At 49.1% G+C, this 14,172-nt stretch carries 11 protein-coding genes; 5 read left to right on the top strand and 6 right to left on the bottom strand.

The genetic code is table 11. The annotated features are described in order from the left end of the window. Positions 1–16: 16 nt before the first annotated feature. Genes BUA56_RS02335 through BUA56_RS02355 form a run of 5 tightly spaced genes read right to left on the bottom strand, consistent with a single transcriptional unit; the run spans position 17 to position 6,914 of the window. Positions 17–1,204: an ABC transporter permease gene (locus BUA56_RS02335; RefSeq protein ID WP_103711265.1), complete on the bottom strand. Its 1,188-nt coding sequence runs from the start codon at positions 1,202–1,204 to the stop codon at positions 17–19. Continuing rightward, the gene (locus BUA56_RS02340) at positions 1,201–2,889 is read right to left on the bottom strand and encodes a hypothetical protein (protein ID WP_072848645.1); all 1,689 of its coding nucleotides are present in this window, start codon (positions 2,887–2,889) and stop codon (positions 1,201–1,203) included. Before BUA56_RS02340 ends, BUA56_RS02335 begins: the two co-directional genes overlap by 4 nt. A gap of 2 nt (positions 2,890–2,891) precedes the next feature. Further along, positions 2,892–3,731: a carbohydrate ABC transporter permease gene (locus tag BUA56_RS02345; RefSeq protein WP_072848646.1), complete on the bottom strand. Its 840-nt coding sequence runs from the start codon at positions 3,729–3,731 to the stop codon at positions 2,892–2,894. A gap of 12 nt (positions 3,732–3,743) precedes the next feature. Then, on the bottom strand, positions 3,744–4,610 hold the full coding sequence (locus BUA56_RS02350) for a carbohydrate ABC transporter permease (RefSeq protein WP_072848647.1): 867 nt from the start codon (positions 4,608–4,610) through the stop codon (positions 3,744–3,746). 12 nt (positions 4,611–4,622) lie between these two features. Beyond that, entirely contained in the window at positions 4,623–6,914 is a 2,292-nt protein-coding gene (locus BUA56_RS02355; RefSeq protein ID WP_072848648.1) for an ABC transporter substrate-binding protein, read from the bottom strand. A gap of 154 nt (positions 6,915–7,068) precedes the next feature. On the opposite strand from BUA56_RS02355, the gene BUA56_RS02360 reads away from it, so the two are divergent. Further along, on the top strand, positions 7,069–7,752 hold the full coding sequence (locus tag BUA56_RS02360) for a response regulator transcription factor (RefSeq protein WP_072848649.1): 684 nt from the start codon (positions 7,069–7,071) through the stop codon (positions 7,750–7,752). Beyond that, positions 7,745–9,028 carry a sensor histidine kinase gene (locus BUA56_RS02365; RefSeq protein ID WP_072848651.1) on the top strand — a complete coding sequence of 428 codons (1,284 nt, stop codon included), beginning with the start codon at positions 7,745–7,747 and terminating at the stop codon, positions 9,026–9,028. The genes BUA56_RS02360 and BUA56_RS02365 overlap by 8 nt, the downstream gene beginning before the upstream one ends. Here the strand turns inward: BUA56_RS02365 and BUA56_RS02370 are convergent, their stop codons facing one another. Next, positions 9,029–9,217, bottom strand: a complete 189-nt coding sequence (locus tag BUA56_RS02370) for a hypothetical protein (protein ID WP_072848652.1) — start codon at positions 9,215–9,217, stop codon at positions 9,029–9,031. A gap of 286 nt (positions 9,218–9,503) precedes the next feature. On the opposite strand from BUA56_RS02370, the gene BUA56_RS02375 reads away from it, so the two are divergent. From BUA56_RS02375 to BUA56_RS02385, 3 genes are read left to right on the top strand one after another with little or no spacing between them, the layout of a single operon-like run. Continuing rightward, on the top strand, positions 9,504–10,235 hold the full coding sequence (locus tag BUA56_RS02375) for a LytR/AlgR family response regulator transcription factor (protein ID WP_072848662.1): 732 nt from the start codon (positions 9,504–9,506) through the stop codon (positions 10,233–10,235). Then, positions 10,232–12,268: a hypothetical protein gene (locus tag BUA56_RS02380; protein WP_072848664.1), complete on the top strand. Its 2,037-nt coding sequence runs from the start codon at positions 10,232–10,234 to the stop codon at positions 12,266–12,268. The genes BUA56_RS02375 and BUA56_RS02380 overlap by 4 nt, the downstream gene beginning before the upstream one ends. Next, a complete protein-coding gene (locus BUA56_RS02385; protein ID WP_072848666.1) occupies positions 12,255–14,165 on the top strand; it encodes a sensor histidine kinase in 1,911 nt (636 codons plus the stop codon). Before BUA56_RS02380 ends, BUA56_RS02385 begins: the two co-directional genes overlap by 14 nt. Positions 14,166–14,172: the final 7 nt, after the last annotated feature.

Consider the following 14,172-nt stretch of genomic DNA (forward strand, 5'->3'; position numbering starts at 1 on the left):
ATTATGATATAAAAAATTATAACCATTGGCATTTCTTCGGAATTCCGGCTATGTACCTTCCGGTGAGTTCAAACGGCAGCAGGAACCACACTCCTCTGGACTGCATCAGCAGACTTCCTTCTTCTCTTCTCAGCAGGATCAAGATGAACACCAGAATCCAGGCCAGCAGTATGCCGGACACAGCTGCTTTGCCGCTCACTCTTCTCCATCTTCCAAATGCAGCCCCATAGCATATCCAGGCACCGGCCATATATTTTACACAGTTGAAAAAAGGCTGGGCAACCATAAGTTCCGGTTTTCTTTTCCTCATTCCGAGGAGGAGGATAAGCTCCTCCCCTTTCTGCTCTCCCAAACTATGCCAAAATTGAAAATCTGACCATCTCGTTGGGATCATATCCTTTGGCAGGGTAACGGAAAATCCAAAGGCATAGAGGAACAGAATCCCCATCCCGGTCACCAGCGCTATGCTCCATACTGCTGCTGTCCGTTTCCCTTCTCTGTCTATCGTTTTCCAGTACTTTGCCAGCATCCTAAGAAGCATAAACAGCGGCAGGGTAAAGACCAGAAAGACAGACCAGCTGTTATAGTACTTTACCGGCACCTTGACTCCCTGGATCCCGTACCTCATCATAAAACTCCTGGCAGGATCCTCCAGGGCCCCGTGCTTCCCCCCGGCCTTTAATGTCACTGTATTGAGGATAGCTTCACCGCCTTTTTCCGCCTGAACGAACAAGGTGCCTTTCATATGCCTCATAATCCCCCGGATGGTCAGTGTCCGCTCTCCATATTGTATTTTTTCCCCCACTGCCCTTGTGCTGCCGAATAATTTCCAGGCAGTGTCTGCCGAGATCAGACAGCCCTCTGTATCCTCATCATTGAGAGAGACGGATTCCCGAAGCAGGAGACGGGAATCACCGCAGGCCTCAATTGCACTTACCCTGGCGGTGCGGGTTAGGTCCCGGCTGACGATCTGTACCTCTTCCTTTTCTCCCCACAGGATAAACGTATCCGGAGATTCCCTGTCTTCTTCATTTGCGGCCATTTCTTCCCACTGCTCCCGGCTCCAGGCGCCCTGCTCCAGTATAATCTCTTCTGTATCATGGGGAAGTGCTGTCTTAAAGGTCTCTGTCTGAGCCAGAGAAAAGCAGATAAGACAAAGGCCGGCCGCTGCGGCCCTTCCCAGCACTCCCAACTGCCCTCTCACGGTTCCTGCAGGCGTACTCTGCTGCCTGCTCCGATTTCCCGGTCCGACTGTGTAATGACCTCCTGCTTGGGCGTAAGGCTTCCGTTCTCTAAAGCTGCATATCTCTCATTTTTGTCCTTTACAATCACATCCTTCCGCTCTGCCACCAGCTGTTTTCCCAGAACAGACTCTTTTTCCTGGAGGATCAGCACATAGTACTTTCCCTCTGACAGGTGAAGCGCCTCCACCGGGACACAGACTTCGTAGGGTGATGATTTCTGCACTGCGGTCATAGTGGCGGATACTCCAATTTCGAGAGTATCCGGCGGTAACAAAACCGTAACATCCATGAGTGCCGGGTTCTCCTGATTTACGGTAATGCTGTCCGCCTTCAGGTCCTCAATCACGGTTCCGTTATTGGCCGGTGTCAGACTGACAGCATCGCCTCTGCTCAGGTATTTTGCCTCCTCGCTGTCTATCTGCGTGACAAATTTACAGCCAGAGCTAATATCCGCAAGGGTCAGGGCTGCGGTTTCCTGGGTTTTGTCTCCGGTCATTACGGATATTTTAGTAACCACACCTTTCACCGGAGAGAGGATTTTTCCTTCCTGTTCTTGTAAAGCTTTCAGTTTATCCAGATCCATATTCTTTTTCTCTATATCAAGTTCATTTATTTTAGATGTACTGTCACTGCCCTCCCCGGTATTGGCATCCTCAATTGCCCTGCCGGCAGCAATTGCGGACTCCTGGGCGGCGTAAGCTGCGTCCTGGTAGGCTTTTTCCGCGGCAGAGACCGCATCCAGCAGCTGCTGCTCCTGGGCTTTTGAGCCCTGCTGGTTAAGAGAGTCCATCTCCTGCACATAGGAATTCCATGCAGCTTCTGCCTCCTGGGCCGCCTCCCGGGCCGCCTTGGCGTCTGATCTTGCTTTCTCCAGCTTAGGCGCATATTCTGCTTCTACCTGATCTCTGATCTTCTTCTCCTCCTGAGAAGTAAGATTGCTCCCACCATTGCCAGCCTTTGCTTCCTCGATTCTTTTTTGAACCTCCACCTCTGTCTGTGTCTCTATCTTTGTAATTTCCTGTTCCAGAGTCTGGGCCTGTTCTTTTTTGTCCCCACAATTTTTTTCCAATGTCTCAAGCACTCCCGGGTCCCCCTGGGCTTCCTCCGCATTCCGGTAATAGTCAGCAAGGGCTTCTCTGGCCTGTGCCAGTTCCTCCGCCGCTCTGGCCACATCATCTTCCCCTTTCTCCACAGCTCGCTGATAATCCGCTCTGGCCCGTTCTTCCCCGGCTGCCTTTTTTTCCTGATCCGCTTTCTTTTTGCTGTCCAGATCCTGGTTATTCAGCTTCAGCTTTTCAATCTCCTGCTCCAGAGTCAGAATCTGTTCTTCAATATCTGTCCTATTCAGCTGCATTAGAAGCTCCCCCGCTTCTGTCTGCTGACCCTCCTGGACATAGATGGCGTCCACCGTAAGGTTCGGCTCTGTAAGCACTGCTTGTTCCCGGTTTTGTCTTACCTTGCCTTCCTTTTCAATTTTGTGCTCAATCGCCCTGCCGGAGGGCTTTTCCGTCACTATCTGAGGAACTGTGACACTGTCAGCCGCCCGGGAAACCACGGTGAAAAATAGCATCATTCCCAAAAAAACGGCAAATGCAGCAAGGGCCTTTCTGCGTATAGCCTCGTGATTTTTCCATAGTTCTCTCATATCTACTCCTTTACTGCCGCTGCTACAATCCCCTGTTCCAGATAGTCCTGCCCTGCAAGAAACACGAAAAGGGCAGGCGCCAGTGTTATAACCGATGCCGCAAAAGCCATAGCTGCATCCTGAAGGCTGATTTCCGGAAGATATAAAGACAGGGGCCAGAGGGATCTGTCCTTTAAAAATGTCAGCGGCTGCTCAATCAGATTCCAGCACTCCAGAAATCCCAAAACCATTGCAGATACAATCCCCCCGGAACCCAGAGGCAATCCTATATGCCAAAAGATCTGCCATTCTCCCGCCCCGTCAAGTCTGGCTGACTCAATCACTGCCTCAGGAATGGATGTAAAAAACCGGTACATAAGAAACACCGAAAAAGTAGAAAATGCCCCTGGCAGTATCAGCGCCCAGTGGGTATTCAGCAGCTCCAGTTTGTTCAGTATCAGATAGCTGGAAAGCATAGTAACCTGAAACGGCATCATCATCAGAGCTATGTAAATCGTAAACAGCACACGCTTACCCGGAAACTGGTATCTGGCAAACCCCCATGCCGCAGTTACCCCTGTGAGAAGCTGTCCAACCAGGATTCCCCCAGTGATTGCGGCAGAATTCCAGAACATAATAAAAAAAGACGGGGAATCCAGCAGCAGCTCCACATACCCTCTCAATGTGGGATACATCGGGAACAGTGTCCATCCTGCAAATCCTTTGGCCTCACCCAGAACAGGAGCCAGGTATGCTCCCAGTTCCTGATATCCCATCAGAGATCCTGCGATTAAAAAAATAATTGGATAGCAAGCTGCTGCTGCCAGAATTCCCAGAAAAAAGAGTATTATTTTCTGTTTCATACGGTTACCACCTCACCCTTTTTTATCCCAAGCCCGCTCCAGCAGCAGAACCAATGCCATAATTACCAGGGCAGTCATAACTGCCCCTGCCGCCATTTTGTCCAGGGAAAGTTCCCGAAACCAGTTGTTGAACACATGCTGCAGAAGATACATGCTCTCATTGGGGTAATCCCCTGCCACCAGATACGCCTCCCGAAACACCTTAAAGGAATTCAGAAGAGACAATACACTGATGGTGAAAAATGCAGGCAGCAGATTGGGGAGGGTGATTTTAAAAAAGCACATCCACTCCCCTGCACCGTCTACCTTAGCCGCCTCATAGAGACTGTCCGGGATTGTGCCCAGACCGGCTGTCCACAGTATAATGTCATACCCCAGGTTTTTCCAGAGATAGCTAAAGACCAGTACCCAGAAGGCCGCATCTGAATTCATCCAGTCCTTTGCCGGAAGATGCATCCACTGGAACATCCCGTTTACAATCCCCTGCTGATGAAAGAGCACTCTCCACAAAAGTACAACAGAGGCTACCGGAATGGCCATAGGAACCAGATACACACTTTTGAGCAGCTGACCCCAACGTTTCTGCCGGTGCAAAAAAACTGAAGTCATCAGAGACAGAAGCAAAAGGGCAGGAATACAGATCAAAGTAAACCGAAGCGTATTTCTCACTGCCAGTCTAAAAGCAGGATTGCCAAGCAGTTCCCGGTAGTTATTCAGACCAGTAAACTGATTTCCCATGGCGTCTAAAAAGGATCTCCGTATTACATCCGAAAAAGGAATTAAAACAAACAGAAATACCCCCAAAAGACTGGGCATCAGAAACAACAGTCCGGTCCGCCCCCTTTTTGCATGCATACTCACTTTCTTTTTTCCTGCCATAACTTTCACTTTCTATTCAGCCAGATACAGATTAACTTTCTGCATAATATTATTCACTGCTTCTTCCAGTTCCTGGCTGCCCTCCAGATATTTTTCTCCCTGTTCCTTTACCACATTCCATATGGTCTCGTCAGTAAGCGACGGCGTATCGGCCGCTTCCAGCATCTGCCGTAATTCCTCCAGTTGTTCCTCATCGGGCCAAAGCAAAGACATGGTAAACATATCATCGCTTCCCTCACCGGAAACAGCCAGTTCAGCTCCGCCCTCCTCCCCATAGGGATTCTTCAGCGTACCCTCAAAGCCTTTTTTGTTCACTGGAAATGCTCCGGTGATACTGCTCTGGATCTCCTCTTGCAACAGCGCCTTTAAAAAGTCTGCCGCCAGCTCTTTGTCTTCACTTTTACTGCTGACTCCCGCTGTAAGATAAGGAAGAAATACATTCTTTCCATCCTTCTCAATGTTCTTATATACGCCACCTTCCAAATCCTTTTGAGCTGAGATGACTGAGGAATACTCAGATACAGAGCCCATCCAGCCCACACTGGCCAGAGCCTTTTTCATCAGCAGACTCATATAATCTATCCGCATGGACAGAAATCCGCCCGTTCCCCCTGCCCCAAAATCAAAGATTCCGGAATTTGAAGTATCCTCCTCCCTGGGGATTCCCGTATCATAGATTGCCTTTACCTGGCGCAGAAATTCGGTTACTGTTTCCTCTTTCAGGGTTCCGTCTTCCTTCTGCCAGTCTGCACAGTCCAGCCGGTACAAGGTTTCCAGAAGGCCCCAGGCATCAGCAGGAGACAAAATTGATTCTATCTCCGGATTATCCTCCCTCAGACTCTTCACTCTTTCTGCCAGTGAGGATAAATTGCCGACCGCCTTGGCTGTCTCTTCATCCCCCTGGAACAGTGGAATCCGGAAGCCTAAGGGGATTCCGTAGGTTTTCCCGTCTTTTGCAAATGCATTTGCCACCTTCTCAAACAAACCATCCGCTCCGCCTGCCTCTGCTGCAATGTCACTGATGTCTGCTAACAGTCCTTTTTCTATATAACTAGTTATAGGCATGCCATCCAAAAATAAAAGATCCGGACCTTCTCCGGCCATTATATCTGTATTCAGTGTCCGAAGGGCATCTGGTACCGTGGCACCGTCCTCTCCGGTAATGCCTACCTCCAGATTCACGTATACATCCGTATGCTCCTTCTGGTATACGGAGATCGCCTGACGGATATCCGAATTATCCTCCAGAGAATACACCTTGAGCTCTTTCTCAGGCATTGCCGGCGTATCCGGAGAATACGTATATTTCAGAAGCTGATAGTCGATTCCAATGGCACAGGAAACCATAAAGCTTCCATCCTCAAGGGTTATCATCTGCAATAGTTCCAGACTGGGATTCCCCAGGGAAGTCAGCTCACCGTTCACCACCTGTTCTATCACAGTTCCCCCGGCGATATGCCGATAGATCCCATCTCTTCCGCAGAGAAATAACGTATTCTCTTCTTTTCCCTGTAAAAACACCATAAAATTAAACCCGGCAGACGAGTTATCCTTACTGCCTTCGCCGTTAAAAATCTGCTCCTCCAGAACCTCATCCTTGTCCAGAGGATCTCCTGATTCCAGATCCAAAAGCTGCACCTGCGTTTCTGTTACGGCCAAAAGCTTGTCATCCAATACCTCAAACATCCAAATCTTTTCTCCGGATCCCTTATAAGTCTGAAGGATTTGTCCGCTGCTAGGATCTATGGTATGAACATTTCCCGCATAGTCCCGTATCAGCATCCTCCCGTCCGGCGCAAATTTCATATCCGATATCCCATTTTCGTTTCCGCCTTCAGCCTCAGGCAGTTCCACCGGGACTTTTTGTCCGCTTTCTCCTGCCCCGCCGTAGAAAAGAGCATATTTTTCTTCCCCATTGGCGACTCCCAGAGCTGCCAGGTCTCCCTTGGGTGAAATCACCGCCCGGTCCAGGTATTCACTGTTTTCCAGCTTCATAATATCCGGGCAGCTGATTTCCTCCCAGCTCACCCCCTGGTCCTTTGACTGCCACAGCACCCTTTTGCCGCCCTCACCGCTTTCCCCGAAAAGCTCCAGACTGCCATCCTCCAGCTTTCCAAGCGCCAGTATTCTTTCTGTTCCCTCAGGCAGCGGCATCTCCGTCTCCAGATATCTCCCCATAGCTGTCTCCTTGTCCCTGCCTTTTTCCTCACTCTTTTTTTCTCCCCCGCCGCATCCGGCCAGCCCCGAGACTGCCAGGGTCAGAGAAACCGCCAGACAGACGGCTTTTTTCCAATATGTATTCATGATACTCCTCCTCTTACCTTTGATTTTCTCTATCGTAACACTCCTGTCTCTATTTTTTCTCTAAAGCTGTCTCTAAATTTTCTCTATTTTTAGAGATAAAATAAAGAATCCTGTGATATACTTTGGGTGTTATAAATAATAAGAGGTGAGAATTATGAGAATCTTAATCATAGAAGATGACGAAAAATTATGTGAATCCCTGCAGTTTCAGCTGAAACGGGAGGGTATTCTGTCTGACACATGCAGCGACGGGGAAGACGGACTGGATATGATACGGCAGCAGGCCCATGACCTGGTGCTGCTGGATCGGATGCTTCCTTCGCTGGATGGCCTTACAATTTTGGATCGGATGAGGCAGGAGCAGATAATGACGCCGGTGATTCTGGTGACCGCTTTGGGCGATCTGAATGATAAGATAACCGGATTAAACAGCGGAGCAGATGATTATTTAGTAAAACCCTATGAATTTCAGGAATTGCTGGCCCGTATCCGCTGTATCAGCCGGCGGCCTATAGGACTGGAGCTGTCTTCGGAGATTTCCATGGGCAATATTGTCTATAACCCCAGCCTGCAGCAGCTCACAGGCCGCGGCGGAAAGCAAGTGCTCCTCTCCAAGCGGGAAGGCGCTCTTCTGGAATTCTTTCTAAGAAACCCCCGCCAGACTCTGCCCCGGCTCACCATACTTACCCGGGTGTGGGGACCGAATGCAGAGGTTGAGGAAGGCAATCTGGATAACTATATCCATTTTGTGCGCAGACGGCTGAAGGCAGTGAATGCCGCATTAACACTGAAAACCATTCGCGGAGTTGGATACTGTCTGGAGGAATCAGATGTTTAAAAAACTGCAGTTTAAACTTACTCTTGTTTGTACAGGCATCACGGGTATCATACTCATTGCCATGACCTGCATCTGTCTTTACTTTTCCCAGTCAAACCAGGTAAAAAACTCGGAGGCTGCCTTTTCCAATAATTTAAGCTCTATGCTTACCCATCTGGAAAGCCAGTCTACCATCTCACTTCAGTGGATCGCCAAGATGGAGAAAAATCATCAGTTTCTGCTCTCCATTTACGACAACGGTCAGGCTCTCTTTTACCAGGAACTCCGCAGAAGCCCAAAAGAGCGCAAGGTCTTTGCACAGGCAGCTGCAAAGGCCAAAGACTCCTATGGGCTGGACCTGAACGCCCCGGGCAACTCTGTTCTTCTCTCCCGGCACAGAGAGTTTAAGCTGAAGACTCCCGAAGGTACCGAATATTACGCGTCGGGAATCCTTCTGCCAAAAAAGTCCGGCCACTTAAGCATCATCGTTCTCCAGTCTCTTGATGCGCAAAAAAAACAGCTCTCCGCACAGCGCTGGCAATTTGCCGGTGCGGATGCTGCCGCAATCCTTCTCCTGGGTATTTTTTTCTGGTTCTTTATGGGAAAGCTTCTCCGCCCTCTGGAAGAAAACAGGCAGCAGCAGGCAAGCTTTATAGCATCTGCCTCCCATGAGCTTCGTTCTCCTCTGGCAGTCATCCTTTCCTGTCTGACGGCATCTCAGAATGTTTCACCTGAAGAATCCCGGCATTTTACGGAAATTATACGTACAGAGGGAAAAAGGATGTCCCATCTTATCGATGAGATGCTGCAGCTGGCAAATGCAGACAGCCATTCCTGGAATCTTCATCTTGCCCCCGCTGCCATAGATACCTTAGTACTCACGGTATACGAGAAATATGAACTTCTGGCCAGAGAGAAGGGCCTGGCGCTTACCGTCAGCCTGCCGGATGAGGAAGTTCCTCCGATACTCTGCGACGAGGAAAGAGTCTCCCAGATTCTCTCTATTCTTATGGATAATGCCATAAGCTACACTCCTTCGGGAGGAAAAATCCGTCTCTCCCTCTGCCGTACCGGCAGCAAAATTCACCTCTCCGTGGCCGATAACGGCCCGGGAATCCCCAATGAGGAAAAAAAGCGGATTTTTCAGCGGTTCTACCGCCGGGATCAGGCACGTACCTGTAAGGAACATTTTGGCCTGGGTCTGTCCATCGCAAAAGAGATTGTTCGGCTTCACAAGGGTAAGCTTTTTATAACAGATACCCCGGGAGGCGGGGCCACCTTTACCGTAATCTTATAATTACTTATTCTCCTCTTCCCCCCTGAACTCCATTATTACAGAGACAGGGGGGAGATAGCTTTCCAGTATCTTTATCAATTCCAGTTCACTGCAAAACGCTGAAACCTTCCCATTATATGCAACACTGCCCTGCCAGGAATAATAATTCCGTCCGGATATCGTAATATATATCTTTTCTTTTTCTTCCATTTTCGTATCTCCTCCTTTTTCGCTTCCAAAACACAGCCCGGGGCAATCTGCAGAACTGCCCCATACATGTTTCCCACAGAATACTCTGAAAATGAGAATATATTGTTTATCATAGCATGAGGAGAACAAAAAAAAAGCCGTTTTATTCCCAAAGACATTTTAGCCAACTGTAAAGCAGGCCGTATTACTGCCGAAAATCCATTTTTGCTACCCAAAATCATGGCAAGTACATGTAAAACAAAATGGGATATGATAAAATAGGTTCAAAGAAGGGAGAGATGGGGACATGCACATTGCAATTGTAGAAGATAACGAAAAAGAACAGCATGAACTGCTTCAGATGCTTAATGCATATTTCCTAAAAATGAATACCCTGTACACCTATGATACCTATGCAGCAGGGGAAGAGTTTCTGAAGGCATTTCATCCCGGCAGCTACGATCTAGTTTTCCTGGATATTTATATGGACGGCATCAGCGGCATGGACACTGCAAGAGCAGTACGCAGGACAGACAGCTCCTGCCCTCTGTTTTTTATCTCAGCCAGCCGTATGCATGCTGTGGAAAGCTATGAGGTACAGGCTGTCTACTATCTGACAAAGCCTCTGGAAGAAACTGCTTTCCTCCAAGCCATGGACCGTGTATGCTCCCGCCTGACAAAAGCCAATCGGTATCTCACAGTATCCGTAAAAGGCCATCTGCATATGAAGCTGCTGTTGAAGGATATTTTATTTGTGGACTGTCTGGCCCGGAAAACCCATATACACCTTGAGAATACACAACTGGTTATTGACAATTCCATTGCCTCCGTTTTGGAGATTCTGTCTGAAGATGAGCGGTTCCTTTCCTGCAATCGGAATGTTCTGGTGAATATGGACTGGGTAGAATGCATTCCCCAGGAGGAATTTATTATGAAGAATCAGGAGCACGTGCCTATCCGTCAGCGGGGACGGGGTGCCGTCAAAAAGGCATTTCTGGAATACACCCTGAAGGAACTTCGAAAGGGGGAGTTTTCGTGAAAAACAGGGCACTATTTCTGATTTGGCTTCTGTCCGTGCTTCTCTGTTTCTGCTTTTTCCCCGCCGCTGTCCAGGCAGCTTCCCCGCAGTATGACTGTTCTTCTGCCAGGGAGCTTTATGAACTTCTGCTGAATCATCCGGGCAGCACCATCTCCCTTACAGACGATATAATATGGGATACTTGGACTCCTCTGCCTCAGGTATCTGCTCCCACCAAAATTAATATGGGTGACTTTAGTATTTTAGTTCCGGAAGATTATGAACTTTACATTCAGGGCCCCTTATACTTTGAAGGCAGTGCGGCCGACCGGCCCCTGTTTGTAGTTGAGGGCTCTCTTTCTACGGAGAATCATGTTGAGATTACAGCCCGGGGGGATTCTGCCACAGCTATTTTTATCGGCGAAAACGGTTTTTGGTACTCAGATCTCTCCTCTGTTTTTGTGGAAGGCCCTAACTCTACAGGGGTATACTTTGAAAGTGGATTAGAATCAGAAATAACCGCCGCCAGGGTACAGGCTGAGGGAAACGGCTCTGTGGGTATCGATTCTCATCGTCCTCTTCAGCTGGTCCTCTGCAATATATCCAGTGACGGCGGACAGGCATTGAAGGCGTCGGAACCTGTCCGCCTGGATCAATGCCTCGTTACTCCTTCACTGCCAGATGCGGAGGTGATCAGCCGCCATGCCGTAATCTCTGAAGAAAGGATTCAGGAGAGCGGCCTGTGCTTTCCTCAGGGCGTTTCCAGGGAAACAGTTTATGAGACTGCACTAACATACCGGCTGCTCTGTGAGGAGGAAGGGGTTTATGAAATTTCCTATCTGACCAGTTTTCTCTGGGAAGACAGCCTGGTCGATTATAATCTTCCAGGGACTTATCTGGTTTCCCTTGTCCCTCAGGTACCCGAATGGTTTCCTGCGGCTCTGCCTTCCCTGGATATCCCGGTTCATATTGTGGATCCGGATTGGCCGTTTTTAATGGCAGCTTATCAGCTGATGGACTCCGTAGGAATCCAGTTCTTCACTGAAATAACAGATGCAGCTGAGATGCACATGTACTATTCCGATGACAATGGGGCATCCTGGAATGATATTCTGGAATTGCCCGGAAGCTATCTTGATTGTTATGGCGCCCAGGTATACGGTTTAAAGGAAGATAAGTCCTATCTGTTCTGCCTTGCCGTAACAGGGGGCACTATAGAAGGGATCTCGAATGTTCTGCCCTTTACCTTCGGAGATCCGGATCCTTTCGGAGGCGGAGACAACGATGGAGGGGATCGCACAGAGCAAAAATTGCCTCCTGTTTCCCAGGCTGTTCCTGAAGCAGCCATCCCTTCCCCTCCGGTAACTTCACCGCAAGAGATATACCCTCACGAGGAAACAGACAGTTCCTCCCAAACACCGGACAGAGTGGAACCCTCTGTGCCTGTAGACACTAAAGCACCATCTGCAGAAAATATAGCTCCCAAGGAGAAAGAAAGCTCCCCTGTCAGGGAAGAAAGCACAGACTCCATAACAGCAGTCTCAGGTGCCAGATTAAGACAGCTTCTGGAAATCAATCCGGACACTGTTCTCTTTGAAAAGAATGGGTTATCTGTGGAAATTCCCTCTACTTTTCTGGCCTCCCTTTCTCTTAGCAATAGGGGGCTGCTTGAAATAGACCTCCGCAAGATAGACGAGCTTTCTTTTCAGCTGTCTGTTACGGCGGACGGGCAGGAGATTGCAGCACTGCCCGAAACATCCGTTTCCCTTTCATACACCCCCTCCCAAGGGACAGATCACAGTCATTTGACCCTTGTCCATGCAGGATCAGGGGCAGCGGAACCAGTGACATACAGTGAAAAACACAAAATTGCCTCATCTAAAATATACACAACCGGCAGTTTTACTCTAAGAGAATACTCTATTACGGATACGGAGAAAACGGGAACGGCTGCAATGAATCCCGTCGCTGGGAGCCTGTCCATTCTTCTGACTGCTGCTGCTGTAACTGTACTTATCCTTGTTCGAAGGAGGAGAATGCATGAAACGAATTAAGAGAATTCTGCTCACAGGTGCAGTCCCTCTGGCTATCCTTCTGTCTTCCTGGCTGTTGTTTGCCTTTCTTTATCAGACAGACAATAAATATACCCAAAAAGCCTCACAGCCTATATGCGGAATCCTTTCCCTTTCGGAAAAGGACCTCAGACAAGCTCCCCTGCGATATCTTATTCGCGAATGGGAGTTTTATCCGGATGTCCTTTTTACTCCACAGACTTTTGCTGATAAAAAGCCCGGTACTTACCGGCAGTATATTTCTGTAGGGCAGTACGGAGGCATGGAAGCAGGAAATATTCATCGTTCTCCTCACGGCATCGGCACATACCGCCTGACAATACAGCTTCCAAAGGGAATGCGCACGTATGCACTGGAACTGCCGGAAATCTTTTCTGCCTATGCCTTCTATATAAACCAGGAATTGAAGGCACAATCCGGAGATCCCAATCCAGAATCCTATACCCCCTGTATAAAAGAGAAAACGGTGGTCTTCCAGGGGGAAGGCACTATAAACCTTCTTCTGGCCGTATCTGATTTTTCCTGGATCTACAGCGGGCTCACCTATCCCCCCGCCTTTGGTTTGGCAGATGCCGTCATAAATGCCCGGGAAAACTATCTGCTCATCCGTATGGCAGCCCTGCTTTTAGGTTTTCTGGGTCTTATATTATCTCTGTACCTTGGCTTCAGGGCCCACTGGAAAAAAGGACTGCTATATGCTTTGCAGTGCATTTTTTATCTTGGATATACTGCCTTTCCCCTTCTGCACCGCTTTTTTGCCACAGATGTAAATCCCTGGTACGCCCTGCAGCTTTTCTGTTTCTATGCCATGCTGCTCATGGCCGTATTGCTGCAGAACAGCCTGTGTCAGATAAGAGGAAAAATCGCCGGTATCTGGCCCTTTATCTGCGCAGCGGGGACAGTCGCAGCCTTCCTCACCGGCATCTGCGCCTCTCGCCTGGGGCTTACTGCCTTTTACTCTTTCTCTCTGCTGTCCGCCGTACTCAAATATGGATCTGCTGTCTACCTTTTGATCGTTTCAGGGGTAGCAGTCCGAAACCGGAGAAGATTCTCCCTTCTGCTTCTGTACACTTCAGAGTTCTTTGCGGTTTCTCTTCTCGCAGACAGGGTGATGCCCCTTTTTGAGCCTATACGGGGCGGCTGGTTTATAGAAATCGGAGGTACCGGGCTTATGCTGGGGCTGGCATGCGCTCTCTGCAGAGATTTGGGAGAGGCCTATAAGCGCAGCCTGACCCTGGCGGAAGAATACCGTCTGATGGAACGCCAGCTCTCCATGCAAAAGGAACATTACCGGCAGCTGACGCAGCAGATAGAGGCTGCCAGAACAGCTTCCCATGATCTGCGCCATCATATGCGCACACTGCGGACACTGGCAGACAGAGCTTCGCTGCCGGATATCCGCAGATATCTGGAGGAATACGAGCCTCATACAGAACCCCGGGATGTCATAACCTATTCCAATCATCCTGCGGCTGATGCCATTCTTTCCTATTATGCAGGAGTTGCTCTGCGTATCCATGCAGAGTTCAGCGCCGTCCTTCAGCTTCCTGAGTCCCTGAATATCCCGGACACAGATCTGTGCATTCTCCTTGGGAATCTTCTGGAAAATGCAGTGGAGGCCTGTGAACGGCAGACCGCAGGGAAACGTTTTGTCTATCTCCGGGGAGAAGCCACAGGACGGCAGCTTCGCCTTGTGATAGACAATAGCTTTGACGGGATAATAACAGAGCGGGAGGGCCGATACTTTTCCTCTAAAAGAAAAGGGTTCGGTCTGGGGATACATTCCGTCAGATCCATTGTGGAAGCTCACGGCGGCTTGGTTTTATTTGAACCGGGAGATCAGGTTTTTAAAGCCTCTGTGTTCATACCTCTGAAATAAAAGGAGA

The organism is Lactonifactor longoviformis DSM 17459 (assembly GCF_900129135.1).
In the GTDB taxonomy this organism is placed as follows: Bacteria; Bacillota; Clostridia; order Lachnospirales; family Lachnospiraceae; genus Lactonifactor; species Lactonifactor longoviformis.

Coding starts and splice junctions, on each gene's coding strand:
- BUA56_RS02340 (WP_072848645.1), bottom strand. CDS start 2,889: ATGAGAGAACTATGGAAAAATCACGAGGCTATACGCAGAAAGGCCCTT.
- BUA56_RS02345 (WP_072848646.1), bottom strand. CDS start 3,731: ATGAAACAGAAAATAATACTCTTTTTTCTGGGAATTCTGGCAGCAGCA.
- BUA56_RS02350 (WP_072848647.1), bottom strand. CDS start 4,610: ATGGCAGGAAAAAAGAAAGTGAGTATGCATGCAAAAAGGGGGCGGACC.
- BUA56_RS02355 (WP_072848648.1), bottom strand. CDS start 6,914: ATGAATACATATTGGAAAAAAGCCGTCTGTCTGGCGGTTTCTCTGACC.
- BUA56_RS02360 (WP_072848649.1), top strand. CDS start 7,069: ATGAGAATCTTAATCATAGAAGATGACGAAAAATTATGTGAATCCCTG.
- BUA56_RS02365 (WP_072848651.1), top strand. CDS start 7,745: ATGTTTAAAAAACTGCAGTTTAAACTTACTCTTGTTTGTACAGGCATC.
- BUA56_RS02370 (WP_072848652.1), bottom strand. CDS start 9,217: ATGGAAGAAAAAGAAAAGATATATATTACGATATCCGGACGGAATTAT.
- BUA56_RS02375 (WP_072848662.1), top strand. CDS start 9,504: ATGCACATTGCAATTGTAGAAGATAACGAAAAAGAACAGCATGAACTG.
- BUA56_RS02385 (WP_072848666.1), top strand. CDS start 12,255: ATGAAACGAATTAAGAGAATTCTGCTCACAGGTGCAGTCCCTCTGGCT.